Origin of the sequence: Planomicrobium soli (assembly GCF_003014655.1) — a bacterium.
Taxonomy (GTDB): Bacteria; Bacillota; Bacilli; order Bacillales_A; family Planococcaceae; genus Planococcus; species Planococcus soli_B.
Genome location: NZ_PYAT01000004.1, coordinates 107,924 through 128,805, shown reverse-complemented (window position 1 = coordinate 128,805; position 20,882 = coordinate 107,924). Strand labels below are relative to the sequence as shown.

At 45.1% G+C, this 20,882-nt stretch carries 16 protein-coding genes; all 16 read right to left on the bottom strand.

Annotation, left to right across the window (positions count from 1 at the left end):
• Positions 1-108: 108 nt before the first annotated feature.
• Complete coding sequence (locus tag B0H99_RS06700; RefSeq protein ID WP_106532882.1) at positions 109-1,137, bottom strand: acyltransferase; 1,029 nt, start codon at positions 1,135-1,137, stop codon at positions 109-111.
• A 409-nt stretch (positions 1,138-1,546) separates the two neighbouring features.
• On the bottom strand, positions 1,547-5,227 hold the full coding sequence (locus tag B0H99_RS18135) for a S8 family serine peptidase (protein WP_106532881.1): 3,681 nt from the start codon (positions 5,225-5,227) through the stop codon (positions 1,547-1,549).
• A 505-nt stretch (positions 5,228-5,732) separates the two neighbouring features.
• Positions 5,733-6,218: a VanZ family protein gene (locus B0H99_RS06685; RefSeq protein WP_106532879.1), complete on the bottom strand. Its 486-nt coding sequence runs from the start codon at positions 6,216-6,218 to the stop codon at positions 5,733-5,735.
• Positions 6,219-6,307: 89 nt separating this feature from the next.
• Positions 6,308-7,720, bottom strand: coding sequence for an alanine/glycine:cation symporter family protein (locus B0H99_RS06680; RefSeq protein WP_106532878.1), 1,413 nt, complete (start codon positions 7,718-7,720; stop codon positions 6,308-6,310).
• Between the two features lie 117 nt (positions 7,721-7,837).
• Positions 7,838-8,929 carry an amidohydrolase gene (locus B0H99_RS06675; protein ID WP_106532877.1) on the bottom strand — a complete coding sequence of 364 codons (1,092 nt, stop codon included), beginning with the start codon at positions 8,927-8,929 and terminating at the stop codon, positions 7,838-7,840.
• A 4-nt stretch (positions 8,930-8,933) separates the two neighbouring features.
• Positions 8,934-10,055 (bottom strand): mandelate racemase/muconate lactonizing enzyme family protein, encoded by a 1,122-nt coding sequence (locus B0H99_RS06670; RefSeq protein ID WP_106532876.1) that lies wholly within the window; start codon positions 10,053-10,055, stop codon positions 8,934-8,936.
• A gap of 277 nt (positions 10,056-10,332) precedes the next feature.
• On the bottom strand, positions 10,333-11,280 hold the full coding sequence (locus tag B0H99_RS06665) for a nuclease-related domain-containing protein (protein WP_106532875.1): 948 nt from the start codon (positions 11,278-11,280) through the stop codon (positions 10,333-10,335).
• Positions 11,281-11,593: 313 nt separating this feature from the next.
• A complete protein-coding gene (locus B0H99_RS17805; protein ID WP_181313591.1) occupies positions 11,594-11,749 on the bottom strand; it encodes a hypothetical protein in 156 nt (51 codons plus the stop codon).
• Between the two features lie 41 nt (positions 11,750-11,790).
• A complete protein-coding gene (locus tag B0H99_RS06655; protein WP_106532873.1) occupies positions 11,791-13,404 on the bottom strand; it encodes a M20/M25/M40 family metallo-hydrolase in 1,614 nt (537 codons plus the stop codon).
• A gap of 13 nt (positions 13,405-13,417) precedes the next feature.
• Positions 13,418-14,578: an aminotransferase class I/II-fold pyridoxal phosphate-dependent enzyme gene (locus tag B0H99_RS06650; RefSeq protein WP_106532872.1), complete on the bottom strand. Its 1,161-nt coding sequence runs from the start codon at positions 14,576-14,578 to the stop codon at positions 13,418-13,420.
• Positions 14,579-14,670: 92 nt separating this feature from the next.
• Positions 14,671-15,585, bottom strand: a complete 915-nt coding sequence (locus B0H99_RS06645; RefSeq protein WP_106532871.1) for a DMT family transporter — start codon at positions 15,583-15,585, stop codon at positions 14,671-14,673.
• A gap of 276 nt (positions 15,586-15,861) precedes the next feature.
• The gene (locus tag B0H99_RS06640) at positions 15,862-17,142 is read right to left on the bottom strand and encodes an efflux RND transporter periplasmic adaptor subunit (RefSeq protein ID WP_106532870.1); all 1,281 of its coding nucleotides are present in this window, start codon (positions 17,140-17,142) and stop codon (positions 15,862-15,864) included.
• A complete protein-coding gene (locus tag B0H99_RS06635; RefSeq protein ID WP_245894423.1) occupies positions 17,135-17,845 on the bottom strand; it encodes a hypothetical protein in 711 nt (236 codons plus the stop codon). The genes B0H99_RS06640 and B0H99_RS06635 overlap by 8 nt, the downstream gene beginning before the upstream one ends.
• A 596-nt stretch (positions 17,846-18,441) precedes the next feature.
• Complete coding sequence (locus tag B0H99_RS06630) at positions 18,442-18,669, bottom strand: DUF2187 family protein (RefSeq protein ID WP_106532869.1); 228 nt, start codon at positions 18,667-18,669, stop codon at positions 18,442-18,444.
• Between the two features lie 158 nt (positions 18,670-18,827).
• A complete protein-coding gene (locus B0H99_RS06625) occupies positions 18,828-19,751 on the bottom strand; it encodes a S66 peptidase family protein (RefSeq protein ID WP_106532868.1) in 924 nt (307 codons plus the stop codon).
• Positions 19,752-20,311: 560 nt separating this feature from the next.
• Positions 20,312-20,767, bottom strand: coding sequence for a transcriptional regulator (locus B0H99_RS06620; RefSeq protein WP_106532867.1), 456 nt, complete (start codon positions 20,765-20,767; stop codon positions 20,312-20,314).
• Positions 20,768-20,882 lie beyond the last annotated feature (115 nt).

The window sequence follows — 20,882 nt, the reverse complement described above, 5'->3', positions numbered from 1 at the left end:
GCATCCAATATTGGATGCCTTTTTGTTAAGAAAATCTTTTTACATTATTTTTCCTGTCGTACGAATGTTATTTCGGTAACATCATTTACTTATAGTTATTTCCACAGCTTACGGCACCAGTTTTCTTAATAAAACCACTTTTTTCATGAGTTTCACTAACAGTATGCTAACAAATACGGTGAGAAGAACTTTATAAGGTATTTCTATAAAAGTGTTCATATCTAGCCATAGAAAAGGCAGATAAGTAGCAAGAATCTTCATTACAAGAATATGAGCTAAATAAATCCCAAAGCTGGTTTCATTAATTAATTTAGCTAAAAATTGAGAAGGTGCAATAGAATTAGCAGCACTATATTTCATAAATACAAACAACCCTACGCTTGCTGCTAATACAGTTATCGAATGGTAATCATACCAAAAGGCTTTAAACTTTCCATCTGCTTCAATAGTCAAAGAATAAGTTAAAAAGAACGTCGCAAGAACTCCTATAAGTCCACTAATATACATTGCTTTTCGCCAATTCAAGCTTATTTCGTATTTCATTAAATAATACCCAAGTAAATAATAGCCAATAAAACTTGTAGCAAAATAAAGCTCAACATTGAATGAAAAGCCAAAATAGAAATTCAATAAGCGAACCATTATGGAAGCATAAAACCAGAGCAGTAAGAAATATTTGATGTCTCTCTTAGTTGCGTTTTGGACAAGAATTTTCAGAAGAGGAGTGATCAAATAAAGACCAAGCAGCATATAAATAAACCAAAAATGATTGGAGATCTTGTTTGTAGAAAAATTTTGTGCAAACTCCAATAAAGAAAAACTATAACGTCCTTGAAAAACAAAATAACCATAATAAATGATGCTCCATCCAAGTAAAGGCACTAAAACTTTACTAAGGCGCTTAGATAAAAAAGATTTATATGTATTGGTTTTAACATCGTTCAATAATAATGCTCCGCTTATCATTACAAATACCGGAACACACCAACGGGTTATAGACTCATAGAAATTCCCGACCAGCCATGAAAATGAATCTTCATGAAAATTAGTTAAAACAAAACTAGTGGAGCTGTGAAGTGTTACAACAGCAAGTGTTGCTAAAATTCTTAACCAATCCAGAAACAAAAAGCGATTCAATTAGTAAACCTTCTTTCTCCCGTTAGAATAAAAACTCGACAGCAACAATGATAAGTCGTTACTCATTCATATTCATCTTTTCATTAAACCCAAAAATTCATTATTGTATAAAAGTTTTTAAATGTCAATCTTATAAGGCGGCAGCCTTCTCTTCTAAAACCCTACCCGTACATAGAAGCTTCCGAATGGGCAAGAAAACGATTTCAAGTTTTACTACTCACTGCAAAAACATTAAAGGTATTGGTATCCAAGAATCCCAACCTCTACTGAAGATTGGCTGGTTATAGATGAATATAAAAAGGCACGTGCCGAGTAGAATACCGGACACATGCCTTTGAGGCAAGATAAGTTTTATTTTAAATCAATTGATCGGGGAATTCTTTTTTGAATGTTTATGATGTTTAAGTTTCTATTCTTCCTTCGTAATCGAAAACTCCACTTCGGTCGGATTGCCAGCCAAATCCATTGCGATCAGTTTGTATTGGTTTACTCCTTCTTCCTTTACCGGAATTTTGGCTGTTACGGTTTCGTTGAAATTTTTCACTTCATATGGTGTAGAAATACTGTGGGCATAAATCTCGCTGTCATAGACGTATACCCGGATTTCATCAAAATTGTCTTTGACGTTGAACGTAATTTCCGCTTCATTTTGATCTTTTGGAATGCTTTTTGGCACGTTGACCAGCGTCAGCTCGGCTGGTGTGGTATCGACAAAAATGCGCCGGCGAATCTGCAGGTCATTGCCGCTTTCGTCGACCGCAGCTACATCGATTTCCCGGAAGCCGTCTTCTAGCGTCAAGGTGTGGTTAAAGTTCCGGCCGTCAAACTGCAGTGCGGGTTCGCCGTTTACTGTGACCGAGGCCACTGTCGTTTTATGTTCCACCCGCCCAGCCACAATGATTTTTTCCGTGTTGTGGATCGAGAGCATCGCCGGTGAGTCAATATAAATTGTCGGTTGGGTTGCCGCAGTTGTTGCTGGCGGTTCCGCAAGTTTGACTATTTGGCGGTTGCCGGCGACATCGTAGAAGACTGCGATAAGGTCATCGCCTGCTTTCAGTGGCGCTGGCAGCTTGAAGTTTCGGGTTGCCGGTGCCAACGACTCGTCGGTTGCGGTATTCGGATCTTCCGTCAATTCCGTGCCATTCAAGAACACTTCCCAGCGGTCCGGGCCTGACCCTTCTTCCGTATCTGTAAAACTTGCAACTTCTACAGTGTTTGTATCCCGATTGACTGCCGCTTGCGCTTGCGGCGCTACTGTATCTACGATGACCGGAAATTCAACCGATTGCCACTCGGCATCCTCGTAGTCAATGACCGCACGCAATTGGATCTGATAATTTCCGTCCTCTACTCTTTTGCCAAGCACTTGGCCATTCCAGCCATAGGCCGTATTGGCAACGAACGGCGCGAGCGGACTGTAGTTTTTCATCAATTTCTTATCGGACCGGATCGTCCGCAGCTTTTTGCCTTCCGCATCCAGAACGTTCACTTCCAGCTCTTTTGCGTTCCGGAGAAGCGAGAAATACGGATAAATCTCATCCCATAACCCGTCACCGTTCGGCGAGAATGCAAATTTTTCCGGCACGAAATTCGCTTCATGCGTTCCGCCTTTCATGATGGCTCCCTGGTTGTTAACAAGCACCGTGGTTCTGTAATAAGACATAGGATCCCAGGCGAATTCGTCAAAAATATCGGCAGCGTTCCAATTTCCGTTAAAACCGAAATACGGGACGACAAGGGCCGGGTTTCCGGTCACTTCTTCATTCGCATCGGTCAATGTGACAAAGCCGTCCACGAAAAAGCCGTTTGTAAAGACCGTTTTCAGCTGGTCACTGACAGCGGACAAATCGATGGAAACCGGAATTTCCACTTCACCGTTTGCCGGAATGGACACCGCTTGCGGTGCTGTTATGGATACTGCCCCGGTGATATTATCCGAACCAAGAGTGTTCGGGTTGGTAACAAAACGGGTGCCGCCTCCGTTCATCGTTTTATCTACTTGGACATTAAGTGCAACGTTATAGGTGGCCGCGTCAGCCGAGAAATTTTTAGCGACCAGTGTAAATGACAACCGGTTATCGGCAATTTCTTTTAACGCCACTTTCGCTTCGCCGGTTGCTTTGTCGCTAACCATGGCTTTAGCTTCTAATGCATCGTGCAACTGCATGAGGCCTGCTCCTTGGCGCCTTGGCGATACCAATTGGCCTTCTGCAAATTCAATTGGATTTGCTGTGTTCATCATCAGATTTTTTGCGTATTGCACGCGCTCTACTCCATCCGTCTTCAGTTCATCCTGCAAACGCTGGAATAGCAGCGCCGCGCCTCCGGAAACATGCGGAGCCGCCATCGACGTTCCGCTCATGAGCCCGTACCGGTTATCATTCAGCGTCGAGAAAATGTTGCCGCCTGGAGCGGTGATTTCCGGCTTAAAGTCCAGATTCGGTGTCGGCCCCCAGGATGTGAAATCGCTCATCTTGCCGGCTGTCGGGCTCGGCACATCCAAATACTCGCCATCAAACGCAACTGCCACTTCGCTTCCGGCAGTCAGCGCTGCTTTCATTTCCAATCCATCGTTCTGCAAAATTGACAGAAATGGAATCCGGATTGCCGGATCGCCAGCCATACCGATTACCCCTGGCACGTTATTGTAGATGATGACGCCGATTGCACCGGCCGCTTGCGCATTCAATGCTTTTTGTGCGAATGTAATCTCGCCGCGAGAGATCAGCGCGAATTTATTAACAAAATCCTTGCCTTGGAATTCCTCGGTTTTGCCGAGTCCTGCATCCAAAACCGGGTAAGAGTCTTGCGGAAGCCCTTCAGGATCAACATCGTTAGCCAGAAAATAAATGCTGCGCCCCGCATCCCCCCCGTTTATGGTTTTCGCGAAGCTTTTTGCGGTAATCCGGCTGTTTTCAAACGAAGCCACACCGAATGAATCGTAGGAAACGCTCGGTGAACCGGTCAATCCGTAATCCTGGTTGGCAGCGAGCGGCGGTGCAAAGCCTGCACCGAACATATTCGAGTTCCCGGCAGAGACGGAAACAAGTATGCCATTGTCCGTTGCGCGTTCGACTGCCTGCTGCTCTGGGTCTGATGAATCAACAAAGCCGGCTGTCGCACCAATCGACATATTGACGACGTCTGCTCCAAGTTTGATGGCATCATCGACCGCTTTGATGTAAATGTCACCGTATGTGGAATTGTATAGTGGATCGTCAGAGAAAACTTTCAGGGCCAGCAACTGTGTTTCAGGCGCTACACCTTTGACGCCGCCAGTTTCTTCGTTGCCGTTCGCACCGACAGTTCCAGCGACGTGCATGCCATGCATCGTTGCGCCTTGTCCGCTGTCACGGATTTCATTATTGCCATCCATGTAGTTATAGCCAAATGGCACTTTTTCTGTAAAAAACTTGCCGTTTGTGAGTGTATTATCGGCTAAAAGACCTTCCACTTCCGCTTGGGTCAGTTCCGGTGTCGTGCTATCGCTCAGAATCATGTCTTTATGTGTCGGATCGATTCCGGTATCGATGATGCCGACAACCGTCCCTTCGCCCCGCACATCATAATCATTCCAAACTCTTTGAGCTTGGACAAGTTCCTTGGAGTGGATCATTTCAGGCTCCACTTCGGGCCGTTTGTATTCAGTGGCCTTGTAGATAGCTTTAACCCCTTTTTGCTGGGCGATTTTTTCTACTTGCTTTGCTTCAAGTTCTGCTGAAAATCCGTTAAAGACCGCAGAAAAACTTTCTAGATACGTGGTGCCCGGTGCCGCTTTTGTGATGGCGGCTTTGACGGTTTTTTGCTTAGCTGCGATGGCCGCTTCCAGATTTTCTTTGGTGGAATCAGGCATCGCTTTGTAAAGCACACCTTGTTTTGTCGCACTGCTGATTGCCGGTGCTCCTTCAAGCTCGACGATGACCCGGACTTTTTCATTCGGATCTTCCGGTTTCAGCAACTCCTGCGAAATTGTCGCCTTTGGTTCCTTTGTTTCCGACGCCGCAGACTTCACCGAAATTCCTGTCAGCCCAGCACCTACTACGAGTAAAAATACTAAAGTTATCAATAAAAACGTCCGCCACACTCTCACTGTGAGACCCCCTCAATATTGGATTACTGCGAGCATAAAAGTATCATTAACCGCATAATAACACAAAATTAGGAAAGTTATTAGTAATAATTTGATAATTTCGAATTTAATGATGGAGAGGAGATTTTTATATGAGGATTGCAAATTTCTGTAGAAAGTTGCGCTTTGCCTGTTAGGGCTCAAGTAGTTCATGATGGAGTTCGGAAAGTTCATGCAGGAAGCTTGCTTCGTCATGATAGAAACGAAATAGTTCATGTAGAAACCGTAAAACTTCATGAAGCAAATTTTGGCAACGGGGGTTGTCACTTTTCGGCCTGGCGAAAAGCATCCATTCGAGCTTTTGATCTTGAGGCTTGGAGTAGTTCATGATGGCGTTCGGAAAATTCATGTAGGAAGCTTGCTTCGTCATGATAGAAGTGAAATAGTTCATGTAGAAACCGTAAAACTTCATGAAGCAAATATTTCCAGCCCCCATCGACGACAAAAAAGCGGTCCACTATCGTTTTTAACGAAGGTGGACCGCTTTTTCCCGGTGCTTTGGACGATGTTTTATTTTGGTGAACAGTTTCCAGAGACTTAGCGCAATAAAAGCTCCGATGGAATCGAGTAGCACGTCTTGCGCTGCCGGCGTACGGCCGCCTGTCAGCGATTGACGGTATTCATCCAATACGGCAAGTCCGACGGTGATCACAAATGCCACCCAGAATTTTGGTTTTGGCAATAGGACAACGACCGCAATCGCGACCGCTCCGAACATGAAAAGATGCGCGCCTTTTCTTAATAAAAATTCGATAAACGCAAAATAACCTCTTTCTTCGACTGAAACATGGATCCCGTAATACGGAATGTGTATGTAACTGAGCAAGCCTTCTAGGGGCTTGGACGCCAAGTATTTTTCCAATGTCGGAATGAGCGTTTGCTGTTCATACGTCTGGCCAGAGGAAATGAATAAGATGCTAAGCAGTAATAAGAGCAGGAGTAAGTTTTTCATTTGAAAATTATAACATATGCCAGTTCTTTTCTGTAGTTCGGATTTTATTCATAAAAAAACCCTTTTGCTCGGAAGCAAAAGGGGAAAGATTAGTCTCGATTGGTTTCTTGCCAGCATTCGGCATTTTTCAGGCCAGGAATGTCTTTCGCATAGAAAACAGGATTTTTTCCCGCTTTCCGTTGGGAAGTATAGTTTGCAAGCACCTGGAACGCTGTTTTTCCGAGTATGGTAATGACAACCAAGTTGAGGATTGCCATCGTGCCCATGAACAAATCGGCCAAATTCCAAACAAGTGCAACTTGAGCAAGCGAACCGAACATTACCATTGCCAGCACAACAAAACGATAAGCTGTCAGCCATGAGCGGTGCGTATTGATAAATTCAATATTCGTTTCACCGTAATAGTAATTTCCGATGATCGAACTGAAAGCGAAGAACAAAATCGCAATCGCCACAAAATATGGAGCCCAGCTGCCGACATGGACATTAAGCGACGCCTGTGTCAGCAAGACGCCTTCTGCTTCTGTCGTTCTGTAGATGTCGGCAAGGATAATGATAAAAGCAGTCGCCGAACAGATGATGATTGTATCAAAAAATACACCTAAGCTTTGCACAAGCCCTTGCTTAGCTGGATGCGAAATATTCGCAGTTGCAGCGGCGTTTGGCACAGAACCCATCCCCGCTTCATTCGAGAATAGTCCACGGCGCACACCTTGCATGATAGCAGCACCGATTCCGCCGCCTACCGCCTGTTCAAGGCCGAATGCGCTTTGGATGATCAACATAAAGACTGCTGGAATTTCGCTGAAGTTCATCACAACAACGTAAAGAGCAACGGCCAGGTATAAGATTGCCATAACAGGCACAAGCACTTGCGTCACATGGGCAATGCGGCGTACGCCTCCGAAGATAACCATAGCTGTTAAAATCACCAATGCAACCCCTACAGTCCAATCCGGAATACTGAAGACGTCTCCGAATGATTGGGCGATTGTGTTTGACTGCACCGCATTAAAGATAAATCCGAAAACAATAGTCAATAAAACCGCAAAAACAATTCCCAGTTTCCGGTTGCCGAGCGCTTTTTCCATGTAATACGCCGGACCACCGCGGAATTGGTCGCCATCACGCACTTTGTACACTTGTGCGAGCGTGCTTTCGATAAATGCTGTTGCCATCCCGATCAACGCAACCATCCACATCCAGAAAATTGCTCCCGGACCACCAATTGCAATAGCCAGTGCCACACCGGTAATATTCCCGGTACCAACACGTGACGCGGTAGAGATAGTAAACGCCTGGAATGCGGATACCCCGCTCGTTCCGTCTTTTTTCTCAGTAATGACGCGGAACATCTCCCCAAACAATCGAACCTGAACAAATTTCGTGCGGATTGTAAAATAAATTCCCAATCCAAGAAGTAATCCTATTAAAATATAAGACCATAATAAGTTGTTGCCTGTGTCGACGAGCGACGATAATCCTTCTAAAAATGCGTTCATATCCTTTGCTCCTTCATTCATATTTTCTCTGCAACTCTATACCCTATTCTGTGTAAAAAAGAAACTTTTGTCTTTCCTGCTAAAGAACTATTAATCAAGAATGTTCCCTATATCCGTTCAAGTTGCCTTGAGTGTTGCCGCCAATACCCGTGCCCCGATGCCGAGGGCGGCGTGGTTGAACGCCATATCAGGATGGTGGAGCCCCGGAGACAGATCGGCACCGACGCCAATCATTGCAGCTTTCAACTCCGGTTTTTCAATCGTGTAAAAATGAAAATCATCCGCCCCTGTAGTTATGACTGCCGGGACAGTAGCAGCATCTCCGATAACCGAACGAATCGCCGAGTCAGCAATCGCAAGCGCTTCTTCCGATACTTCTGCTGCCGGGGTGAAGTCGCACCATTCCCACGAGATTGCCACACCGTAAAGTTTTTGAATCGAATCCAAGCCTTCCTCTACGCGCTGCTGCAATTCTTTCATCAAATGATTGGATTGCGAACGCAAATCGAGAGCAAATGTGGCGCTGCCCGGAATGATGTTCAAACTATCTCCCCCCGCCTGAATATTTGTCAATTTGACCGAGTATGACTCAAACGGCGAAAAGTAGATAGACTTGATAAACTGATGGATCGCCGCAATGGCGTCAATGGCGTTTTTCCCTTGCTGCGGACGGGCGCCGTGCGCATCGACACCGGTGATTTTCCCTTGAAGAAAAATGGCGGAACCATGATAAATCGCCGGTGCCACTTTGCCGAACGGCATTTCCTCGATCGGCCGCAGATGGACGCCGTACAAATGCGTGACATCTTTAGCCGCTCCCCGTTCGATCATCGCTAGCGCACCATTGCCTTTTTCCTCAGCCGGCTGAAAAATAAAGCGGATGCGTTTTGACAAGGCTTCGTCTTTCAAGTACAAGAGTGCCCCGAGCACCATCGCCATATTGGCATCGTGCCCACAAGAATGATTTGCCTGAAACTTGCCATCCACTTCCTGCCATAGCGCGTCCATATCAGCACGGATTGCGACCACTTCCGTCCCTTCTCCGATCTCGGCAATCAAACCGGTCACATCGTCAAACGTATGATACGCGATACCCATTTCGCTCATAATGCTCGCCAATTTTTTTGTTGTTTCAACTTCTTGCCAGCTAACTTCCGGATGGGTGTGGAAGTGGTCAAAAAATTCCTGTATTCTTTTTTGATGATTCATCTTGTTATCCGCTCCCGTCCAGCACTGCTGTTTTTATCGCGAGTTTATCCAATTGGGATTCGTCCACTGTAACCCCGAGCCCCGGTTTTTCAGACAAGTGGACAAATGGCGGTTCGAATCGCAAGTCCCCGATTTCTTCTTGGAATAAGAGCGGCCCCGTGAGTTCCGCCGACCCGATGTTTCGCCGCGCCATGACGGCATGATAGCCTGCGGCCGATCCGATGGACGATTCGACCATCGAGCCGATTTGAGCTGCAAGCCCCGCGTTTTCCGCAGCTTTCGCCATCTGCACTGCAGGATAGATGCCACCGGACTTCATCAGTTTGATGTTGATGAAATCAGCAGCTTCCAATCGGATAATTTCAAGCACATCTTCCATTGAGTGGACACTTTCATCTGCCATGATCGGCGTTGCTGTTTTTCTGCGTATTTCAGCAAGGCCACGGATATCGCCCATGCGGATTGGCTGCTCAACCCACGACAGGTTCGCATCTTCCAGTTCATTGATCGTTCGAACTGCTTGGCTCACAGTTTTCCATCCTTGGTTAACATCGATCCGGATCGGCATCGCTTCGCCGACCGCTTTCCTTACCGCATAAACACGAGCGATGTCCATCGCCGGATCCCCAAGTCCAACTTTCAGTTTCAAACTGCTAAAACCTGAGTTTTTGGCAGCCAGCGCTTTTTCCGCCATAATATCCGCCGCTTCAATGCTCAGCACTTTCGGGTATTGGAGGTTTTTGTGTGCACGCCCTCCGATCAAGTTGTAGACCGGCTGGTTTGCGGCTTTCCCCATCAAATCAAAGCACGCAATGTCGATTGCCGCTTTTGCAGCCGGATTGCGGGCAATCGAAGCGTCCATCAAATGATGGATCTGTTCGATATCAAATGGGTTTTTGTTGAGAATTCGAGGCAACAAGACATGCTTTAGAATTTCAAAAGATCCATGCACCTGCTCGCCGGTCACATGTTCATCCGGCACCGCTTCCCCGTAGCCGGTTAACCCAGTATTGGTTTCCAGCTTTAAAATAATTGCCGGCATCACAGGGTAGGAAGCATATGAAATGATGAAAGGTTCTTTCAACGGGAATTCCACCAGGTAAAGGCAGGCTTGCGTGATTTTCATCGGGCTACTCACTTCCCTCATTTATGTATAAAAACAATTGTACCTCAGATGACGGACGGGGTGAAGAGGCGGATAAACTTACTCCTGTGGCTGCCAAAATTTGCTTTACGAAGTTTTGACGTTTTATCATGTCTTATTTTAGTTTCTACATGACTTATTCGCTTTTTGTCCTGACAACTCTAAGTGCCTACATGAAGTTTGCAATCTTTAACATAACATACGCAACTTCCTCATAAGAAAAAGGCTTTTTGCGTGTGCGCAAAAAGCCTTTCATCTGTTAATTCTTCATTAGCTTCACATATTGGCGATGGCGTCTTCCGCCCCTTTCCTCGAGCCCCATCCGCTTCAACAGGCGTTTCGCGGCATCCCGGTCGGGAAGATCCAAAAATTCCTGGCATTCGGCAGTCGTGATTGTCGGTTTATAGAGCATGAACCATTCGTCAAGCGCTTCGAAATGCGCGTCGCTGCTTAGCAGGTAACAGCTTTTGCACTCCCATTTCCGCACCAGGCGATCCATTTTTTTCAGGAGGCAGCGCGGACAAAAGACGCCGCTTTCAATTTCTTCTAGCGAAATATTGAATTTTGGAGCGAGTGGAAACGGATTGTAGTGTTCTTGGATGGAGAGAAAATGGTCGCCAAGCATTTTCATTTGATCGATGGAAATAGAAGGAGCCGCCATTTGCAGGCGATTTAACTGGAGAAGCACTTCATCTGCGCTCCACACTTTTGTGCCAAGTGGAACACTCTCCACAATTTGCGAAGGATAAGCGACGACAATGGCGCTCTGGATACGCAGCGGATAGTCGATGAGTTTCAGTAATTTAGCCACTTTCATTTCAGCCGTCTCGATCTGGACAACCGGACTTTTGTATCCTTTGGTTTCTCCGGCCGGCGTCAGTTGATGCAACGCGCTTGGATTTTCTGTGAACCGAAGCCGGCCCGCCATGTTTTTCACTTCCAGCAACACGATTTGACTCGGTGTAATCACCAATAAATCGATTTGGCATTTGCCGGGCAGCTCGACATCTTGGAGCAACAAATACGGATACGACGGATCGAACGATTCCAATAGCTGATCCAGACGTTCTTCGCCTCCAATCCCCGCTCGCGCTCCATTTAACTTTTCCTGTATCAGCCCTCGTTTCGTGTGATGGGCCGGCAATCTTTTCAACAGCGCTTCGTAGCCGGCAATTTTTGCCGGCTTGTTCCGATATTTGATAATCAAATCAACACCCCTCTTTTATCATAGCAAACCTTTTAGATATTTTCCATAAATATCCAAATTTCATTTTTAATTGCCCTATAGGGGGCAAAAATGAGTTTTGAGGCGGTTTTTCAATTTCAAGAATCTCCACTTTTAGATTTTGTTTTATAGTTGGAGCTCTATATCTTTTCAAAAAAATAAGCTGCCAATATTTTCTTCATGAAGTTTTCTCATTTCATCATGAACTAATCCGGCTCTAACAGGCACTTTTGCGATTTTATCATGACGAACCACGCTCTCTTTATGAACTCTTTCCGCTTCAACAAAAAAATCCCTATTGGATGCTTTTCGCCAAAGCGAAAAGAGGCAAAACCTGTCTGCCAATTTTTTCTTCATGAAGTTTTACGATTTTTACATGAACTTTCAATGCTTTTACATGACAAACCGGACCTCTTACCTGAAATTCCAGGCTTTTAACATGAAACCCCAAGTCCCATCCCCCTCCCAAAAGCCAAACAAAAAAAAGCCGCATCAACTGCGGCTTTTCACTAATATCGATAGAATCATATCTTCTAACAGCACAGGCATTTCTTCAAAAGTATTCTTGATGTGCAGGCGCTCGGTGCGCTTATGCGCGTCTTTGCCGAATGGTCCGACGTTCAGGACAGGTGCTTTGAGCAGTTTCATCGCTTCAAACGGGATGCTGTAGGAATCGCCGTAAATCGGCGTATTGTTTTCGTAGACGAGGAAGCTGTCGCTGCTGTCGTCATAATTGACGTAGCTCAAGTCAGAGATGCCGTTAAAATAATGGACCTGCTTGATTTCCAACCCGAATTTATTTCTGGCATTTTCGCCTACTTGGCTGACACACCGTTTTACTAGTTCATCTTCAGATGAATTGACGGCCGGGTAATACGGCGGCGCGTACATGAGAACGATGGCCGGCGTCAGTTCCTGGCAATTGATCAGCAAGATGTCGGTCATGTGCATCGATTTTTCGCGCACGTCCCACTCTGGATGCATCATTGTTTCATGAAACAACTCGTTAACATAGTCCACGCCGAATTTCCCGATGGCATAGCGCATGAGTTCTTCATAGCGCATTACTCGGATGTCGCCGACCGGTTCCACGTTTTCGCGTTCACACATTGCACGATAATCGCGCGTGCAATGCTCAGCCGCCTCGATCGCCACTTGCTCGAAAATGTCGAATACTTCTTCGGCATTGCGTTCCATTAAGAATACATTGTACATCGCGGATGTCCGGTATGGCGTTTGCGCGGAATACCCTTGTTTAATATCACGCTGTGTCAATGTTACCGGCAACGGTGTTTTTTCACCATAAACGGTTTCCGTGAAACTGGTATTCCACTCCATGCGATGCGTCAAATACGTCGAGATGTAACTTGACGTAATGCCGGAAAGCGGTTCGCCGACATGGGTTTCTTTGCCGTAGAAGAACGCCGCCGGCATGATCTTCCCAATCGTTCCGGTGTAAAAATAATGCGATTGGTCACCGGGCGTTTGCGCAAAGGCAGGTTCCCCGTTCAGGAATAAAATATAATTCAAATCGTACTCACGCTCAAGGTCAAGCAATTTGGAAACGCCGTATCGCATGCCGGCAGAATTGACTTCTTCGTCCGGCACAGTCATAAGCAGCAGATTAATCGGCCAGTTTTCTGTTGACGCTTTTTCAATGAGCGCCATATGTAAAGCGAGTCCCGCTTTCATATCCATCGTTCCACGGCCGAACAAATAGTCGCCTGATTTCAAATCGGCCTGAGCGTCCGGGTCCAGTTCGTCGCTGACCGCTTTGAAAGCTTCTGTCAGTTCGCGCGGCAGGCAGCTGAGCGGCTCCAAGTCGCCATACTCCTCGGTTTGCACCGTATCATAATGGCTGATCAAAACAATCGTGTCCGCTGCTTCCGGATTTTTATAAAGCGCGGTAACATACTGCCGCCCCCAATTGACTTCCCCAAGCGCCACGTGTTCAGGATGTTCGTTAAAATAGGGCAATAAATTCAGTTTCTCTTGCAATTTATAAGCAAAGTCGACTTCGCCTTCGGATAATGTGATGCTATTCCAGCTGACAAGTTCACATAAAAGTTCTTGCAGTTTTTCTGGGGTGCCCCATAATGTTGTCACTTGTAGCCCTCCTTTACGCTTCTAAGTTCTTGATCCATTCGCCCATCCGTTCCATTGCCTGCTCGAGCGTCGGCATCGAATACGCATAGGAAATGCGGAGAAAGCCCTCCCCAAATTCAGTGAATGCCGAACCCGGTACAGCTGCAACGCCTCCTTCTTTCAATAAACGCGTTGCAAACTCGAATGAGGTCATGCCGTATTTGGCGACCGAAGGAAAAATGTAGAACGCTCCCTTAGGTTTTACAACATCCAGTCCCATTTCGACCAGCTTGCCATATACAAAATCCCGGCGCTCTTTGTATGCGCGGTTCATTTCTTCAGGGGCGTCACGGTTGTTCTTTAACGCTTCGATGGCCGCATGCTGGCTAGGCAGCGAAGCACATACGGAGTTGTACATATGGACTTTCAAAACTTGCGCCATGTATTGTTCAGGCCCCAGCAAAAAACCCATTCGCCATCCCGTCATCGAGTGGGACTTGGATAAACCTTGCACTAGGAATGTACGGTCTTTGATTTCAGGATAGCTTGCAAACGATTCATGTTTGTTTTCGAAGGAGTTTTCGCTGTAAATTTCATCGGAGATGATGAAAATTTCATGCTGCTTTAATTCTTCAACAAGCGGCTCCATTTGTTCTTTTGAAATGGTGACGCCGGTCGGATTGGATGGAAAGTTCAATAAGATCGCTTTGGTTTTATCCGTAATCAGCGTTTTCAACCGATCAGCGGTCGGTACAAGCCCGGTATCCGATGTATTGAGAAGTACTGGCTTACCTCCATTCAAACCAACAATCGGCACATAACCGGTATAGCAAGGAGCGGGAATGATCACTTCGTCGCCCTCATCCAAGATGGTGCGAAAAACTGAATCTAGCGCTTCGCTGGCGCCGTTTGTTACGATTATTTCCGATTTCGCTTCATATGTAAGCCCATAGCGGTCATTGAAAAAAGCTGCGATTTCTTGCCGCAATTCAATCAATCCCGCATTATGGGAATAACTTGTCAAGTCTGCCGCAATGGCATCCATACCCGCTCTTTTCACTTTTTCCGGAGTCGGGAAATCCGGCTGTCCGATCGTTAAATTGATGGCGTCTGGATAATCGACCAGCTGGTTGAAGAATTGGCGAATCCCCGATACAGCAAGCCCTTCGGCCCGCGGGTTTAATGTCAATGGCATAAATGGTCCCCGTTTCATATTGTGACTTTCTTCTATTATATTCATATTTTTGATAAAAGGAACAACCCTGCATTATATAAATAAAAAACGGCTCATGCGCTGAGCCGTTTTTTTCGTTTTCTGATCAAATCTTCTGCCGCGCCTGAACCAAAAAGCACACCGATGACGATCAATATAAGACCAAAAAGATGGCGCGATGTGATTTCCTCCCCAAGGATGACACTAGCACCCACCAGTGAGAAAAAGGTATTCAGGTTCATGAAAATAGCGGCTTTCGTTGGTCCCGCCTGACCGATCGAATAGTTGTAGAGCATGTGCCCGACCGCTGTTCCAAGCATGGCCGAAAAAAAGAACGCCAGCCAGAATGTTGGCGGCACACCAATAAATGCCCGGATTTCGCCAGGTTCTTGCACGAGCGAAATGGCAAAAAGGATTACCGAGCCGATCAAAAACATATAACCGGTCATCAGGCGAGGGTCAAGCGTCCTTGCCATCTTAGCGATGATTAAATAGCTGAACACCTGAGACAGGATCGAAACGAAGACGAAAATATCTCCAAGGTTCATGCCGCTCGTCCCGCCGTTGCCGACCAGTACCGTTGCCGATACTCCAATTATGCCGACTACTACGCCCATCCATTGCAATTTCGACGGATAATTGCGCAAAATGAGAGACACCAGTACCGCCGTCAGCATCGGACCGGTGCCGAGCACCAATCCGGCATTCGTTCCGCTCGTCAGTGCTAACCCGCTCGACAAGAAATAATGGTGGCCCACCACATTGAGCAACGAAGCAAACACAATAAACTTCCACTCTCTTTTTGTCGGCCAGCGAAGCAGTTTAAACACTGCAAGCAAAATGAACACCGAGATTCCCGCCGCCAAAATGCGGAACGCTGTCAGCGTCACCGGCTCCACAAAACTGACCAAATATTTTACCGAAGGCAAATTAAACCCCCATATAAGCATAACCAACGTTAAAATTCCATATACCTTCATTTGACTCAAAGTGCCAAGCCTTCTTTCGACTTTCGAATTAGTTTCTTATTCTACTCCGTTAAAGTAGAAAAGTAAACGGTAGAAAGGCGGGATTTATGGGTTAAAGGAATCGAACTTCATATAGAGAGCTTGTCTTGTCATGATAGAGCTTAAAGAGTTCATGTAAGGACGCGATTTATTCATGTATAAACACAAAAACTTCATGAAGCAAATTTTTCCAAACGTCTTTTTCCTTCCTCCATATAAAAACCCCCGAAAAGCCGGAGCTTTCGGGGGCAAAGCTTTTTACTGTCTGGCCAGCAAATATTCCACGTATTTGCGCCAATTGGTCGTTTTCGCCAATTCGTAGTTTGGCTGTTCGCTCAGGAACGGGACAAAGGCTTTAGGAGCCGTCCGATAGTGCCTTAAAGATTTTTCATTAGCGACAATGGTGCCGGGTGCAATGCCTTCTGCTAAAACAGCTTTCCCATCCACATCAAAGTTGATGGTGACCGGAATTGTTGCCGCGCGTCCATCCGTTTGCAGCTGGATTACAGAAGCGGTATTGCCTGCTTGATTGAAAACCCAAGGTTCCGGAAGCGCCACTGCATCTATCGCTTCATTTGTAATGATCTCCGCATTCGCTGTTGCACCGAATGGAATGATGCTGTCAACCGTAGAATCCGCCGCAATCTGGACTTCATAGATGGCAATCGGGTTTTTCTGATCGACTGGATCAAGGGCGTTGTATGCTTCTAGCCACTTGGAGTCGGTCGCCGGCAATTTAGAAACGCTCATCACCATTCCGCTTGCTGCTTGTTCCATTCCTTTTACATGGACCATTGCACGGTCTTGGACTGTTACATCCGGCCATTCATCCTCCAAAATATAGGTCACAAAAACTTTATCATTCGAGTAAATCTCAATGCTCATCGGTTCAGAATCACGGTTGATGGAAGCAACAACGCCTTCCTCTGGACTGATAAGCGCCGGACTGGCCAAGCTTTGATTGAGCTGCGCTTCCACTACTGCGAGTTGGGAACCGATTGCAGCAACTCTTTGTTCAGCTGCTGCAATCGCCGCCGCATATGGTGCATCTTGGGGAACATCAATATTGATGTTCACATCCGTGCTGTTGCCATTGGCGTCAGTGATCGAGTCGTTATACGCTCCGGTGTCTGTACTGCCTATCGGACGTTCGAGCACTAAATTGCTCAGCGAGAGCTCAACTTCCGCCAGCTCAGCTTGGAGCGCATCCCGTTCAGCCTCCCAAAGTGCGCGCTGTTCTTCAGTTTCCGCTTCGTTTAGTGAAGCAAGTTCACTTCCCGCTTGGACCTCGTCGCCTTCTTTGACAAGCCACTGGTCAATCGCTTCTCTATCCTGCACATAAATTTGTGTGGATTTGTTCGGCGCTATGACCGCTTCTTTTGGCAGTTTTTCCAGATAGGTATGAGCATAAGCCCGGTCGGTTTCACCGATGTAGACAGTTTTCGGAATGACGCTTTTCTCATCGAACAGCAAGATGAAGTTCGCTGCTATGAAGGCAGTGACAGAGATAGATAATCCGACAAAAAAGAATTTATTCAAGGATAGTTCCTCCTTCCGTAAACCCTCTCAACATATCCGTAAGCGGCAAAAGACTGAACGATGCCACAAAAAGCGCCACCAGGATATGAAGCGTAAGCAGGATGAATAAAATCCATCTCGGTGAAAACTCGGTAAAGCTCCGCACATAACGGTATTGAAACGCAATAATAAGTGCTGTGAAAATGGTCAGCTGATTGAAGAAATAAGTTAAAAAGTGATTAACCGATTGATTTGGTAATTCAATAAACGTAGCAGCCATCGGACCGAACGAAAACATCGATAATGTGGTTGTGAAACCGAAAACCACGAACAGCAAGAAAACCAATGCTTTTTCGATCACCAATACTGCTACCACATAACTTTGCATGACAATGGCCGCGCGCCACGTCATTTTAGTCCACTTGCTAAACAAAAATGCCGTGATATACGAATGAAACGTCAAGTAAAGGCCTGCCCAAAGCAGGGTACCGACAAGCGACGTCCAACGCGCAAGCGTGTATTCATCCCACATTCCTGCCGCAAAAAGCGGCGTTAGTGAAGCAGTATTCATCCCCCAGATTTCGCGCAAGGCAAAAACCAGCACCCCTAAAGCTAAAATCCAGGCGAGCCGACGATTGAAGTTTCGCACTTCGGTGTTTTGCAGATTATGGATTAATTCTCCCTGTCTGCCAAAGTAATGCCAAAATCTAAAGTCAAATATCATACTATGTAGTCCTTTCAATGCTATCGGATGTCCCGCTTTTCTTTACTTTACCAAAAAACAGGAGCCAATGAAACGCAGGGGAAGAAGCAATTGACGATATTTTCACTTTTGAGCCAAATGGCACAGCAGAAGCACCATACTTTATTTGTTTAAGCGGAATTGAAGAAGTGACTAGGAGTTTAGCGCTTTACGGCACGTATTATAAATTTTGTTGAGGCGATCTTGATTCATGGTAGAAATGAAGAAAGCTTGTGTAAGAAAAGCAGTTTTTCATGTTAAAGCTTTATGAGTTCATGTAAAAGTTATGGTACTTCATGTAGAAACCTACAAAGCTCATGAAGAAAATTCTTTTTCACGTATTCCAGTAGTGAACAAAAGAACTCTTACCTTTTGAGACGTTCTTACTTAAAAATAGAGTTTCATGAAGCAGGTTCATTTTTTTTATGTTAAAGCTTTATGAGTTTAGGTAGAAGTTGCCATACTTCACGTAAAACGCCCGATACTTCATGTAAAAACCCAAAAACTTCATGAAGCAAATTTTTCCAGCTCCATTTAAACAAAAAAACGCCCGCTAGTATGACTAGCGGGCGTTTGAATTATGCTTCGACAATTTTGTATTTCTTATGGGAAATCACGGTCATATTAGATGCCGCGCCTATTTCTTTTGCGTCTTCTGGAGATATCTCGACGATTACCGAGTTATCCATGATTTTGAAGATGGTGCCGTTAACTTCCACGCCATTTCGAGTGAAGGAAATCCATTCACCAATTCTGCGTGCTGCAACAAATTCTGATACTTCTTTTTCATGTGGTTGAAATGCCATCGTTAATCAACGCCTCTCTTTTGTTAACCATATCAGCTTATTATAACACATTTTCCACTGGATTTCATTATAAAAGTTTCATCAACTCTACTATCTTACAGTTTTATTCATAGAGTTTTTTTGTATAAAAAGGCAGATTCCAAATAGCTGTTGGTTTGTTATTCCACGCCCGGCAAAATCGTCAAGGTTTTCCCATCTCCATCCAAGCGAGCTTTAGCGCCAAGCGGAACTGAGAAATGCGGTTCGCAATGGCCTATTTTAAAGCCTTTTACAACAGGTACTTTCAGGTCGCTGAAATAATCATCAAAAACTTGGTCGAGCGTCAATGATTTTTCCGGTTTCTTCGGTTCGGGATTTTTGAAATCCCCGATAACAATGCCTGCCACTTCATCAAATTTTCGAGCCATACGCAATTGATTGAGCATTTCGTCGACACGGAACGGCTCTTCGTCAATATCTTCAATTAATAAAATTTTGCCTTTCACGTCGATTTCAAATCTTGTTCCGATACTTGAGCGCAACAATGACAAGTTGCCGCCAACCAGTTCCCCTTCTGCGATACCGCCAGTGATTGACGTAAGCAGTGAAATTTCTTCGCTGTAATGCAATTCGAACGGGCCGAACATTTGGCCGAACATCCGCGCGCTCCGTTCATGGAATTCTTCTTTCCCGACATCGGACGCCAGCATCGGCCCATGAAACGTTACAAGTTCCGCGTATTGGCCAATTGCGGTATGCAAGAACGTGATATCCGAATAGCCCCAGAATACTTTCGGATTTTCTTTGATCATGCTGTAATCGATGCGGTCGGCGTAGCGGGCCGCCCCGTAGCCGCCCCCCGCGCAAATAATGCCTGCTACTTCTGGATCTTCGAACATTGCGTGCAAATCCGCAAGCCGGGCGTCATCATCTCCTGCCAGATAGCCACGTTTTTCTTTTAATGATTTACCCAATTTCACTTTTAGCCCTAGCCCTTCAAGAAAAGGCAACGCTTTTTGGAGATTCTCCAAGTTTGGCGGACTCGAAGGTGCGATGATTCCAACCGTATCCCCTTTTTTCAATCGTTTCGGCAACGTTCTCAAAAAACCACTCCTATTCTTTTTCATTCGTACTTAATCTACTTTTAGCACTGAAATACATTATGGTTGCCAAAAATTTGAATAAAACTTATTGATAACGTAACAAGATTGGGCAAATACTTCAATGAAAACGGCAATTTTAAATTATAGAGGCGTTAAATTATTTAATATATTTATATATTTAGAATTTTTAGTAATTTAGACACATGCTTTTCTTTTATTTACTAATTTATAATAAAGGCAAGTTACAAAAAAGGCCTATTCTGTAACTTGCTAAGATCTTCTTAAATAAGAAACATGTCATGAAGGGATGGATGGAGATGAATTTTGATAAAGTACTTGAATTGGGATGGGAAGATCTTGCATTAGGAGTGGCCGGTTCTACAGCTTTGATGCTGGTCCTTAATTTTTTCACATTAATGTAGAGGTGACTTATGTTGAATTTGATTTTATAAAACCCTTTTCCCATGTCGCGGAAAAGGGTTTTAAGCTGTTTAAGCCCATACAAAAACGCCTGCTCCTTTTTTTAATGGGCAGACGTTTATCCATAGGCTACATTCACTTTACAAACCTCCAGTGTTTTGGCGTTCCAACAAGTCATGAAACATTGCTTCATCTCGTATCGACAAGGCATAGTCAATCATTCTCTCAAAATTTTCATGCTCCAAAAATTCGATGGCATCCATTGCTTCTGTTCTTATTTGATCGTTCACTTCCGTCACTCCAGACTTCTCTTCCTGCAAAATTGTTTGAAGATGCGTGTGAATATCAGAAACGAGCAATAATTGATATAGAGGCAAACGGATAAAGCGATTGCCTTTTTGGAACACAAATACTTCCGATAAGTTTTCCACTTGGAATGTGTTCAAGTTTACGACAATCTCTTTTCCTTCAACTGGGATAAAATGAAACAGCTCATCATCTTTTAGTATCGAAAAGTACTGATAGGCAAAAACGAATTTCACCAGATGCCCTTCTCTTTTCGTATAAAATGGTTTCAGCAACTTTATCTGCAGCATAACTTTTCCCCCTTTCCCCAGTTTTTTGAATATTCTAACTACATAAACTATAACACATTCCTCATAATTTTAACATAAAAAAGCACAACGATTCTTTCAATCTGCATTGCTCTTA

Bases quoted from the DNA above. Each gene is read 5' to 3' on its own strand.
- B0H99_RS06635 (WP_245894423.1), bottom strand. From the start codon at position 17,845: ATGATATTTGACTTTAGATTTTGGCATTACTTTGGCAGACAGGGAGAA.
- B0H99_RS06680 (WP_106532878.1), bottom strand. From the start codon at position 7,720: ATGAACGCATTTTTAGAAGGATTATCGTCGCTCGTCGACACAGGCAAC.
- B0H99_RS06675 (WP_106532877.1), bottom strand. From the start codon at position 8,929: ATGAATCATCAAAAAAGAATACAGGAATTTTTTGACCACTTCCACACC.
- B0H99_RS06685 (WP_106532879.1), bottom strand. From the start codon at position 6,218: ATGAAAAACTTACTCCTGCTCTTATTACTGCTTAGCATCTTATTCATT.
- B0H99_RS06630 (WP_106532869.1), bottom strand. From the start codon at position 18,669: ATGGCATTTCAACCACATGAAAAAGAAGTATCAGAATTTGTTGCAGCA.
- B0H99_RS06650 (WP_106532872.1), bottom strand. From the start codon at position 14,578: ATGCCATTGACATTAAACCCGCGGGCCGAAGGGCTTGCTGTATCGGGG.
- B0H99_RS06670 (WP_106532876.1), bottom strand. From the start codon at position 10,055: ATGAAAATCACGCAAGCCTGCCTTTACCTGGTGGAATTCCCGTTGAAA.
- B0H99_RS06620 (WP_106532867.1), bottom strand. From the start codon at position 20,767: ATGCTGCAGATAAAGTTGCTGAAACCATTTTATACGAAAAGAGAAGGG.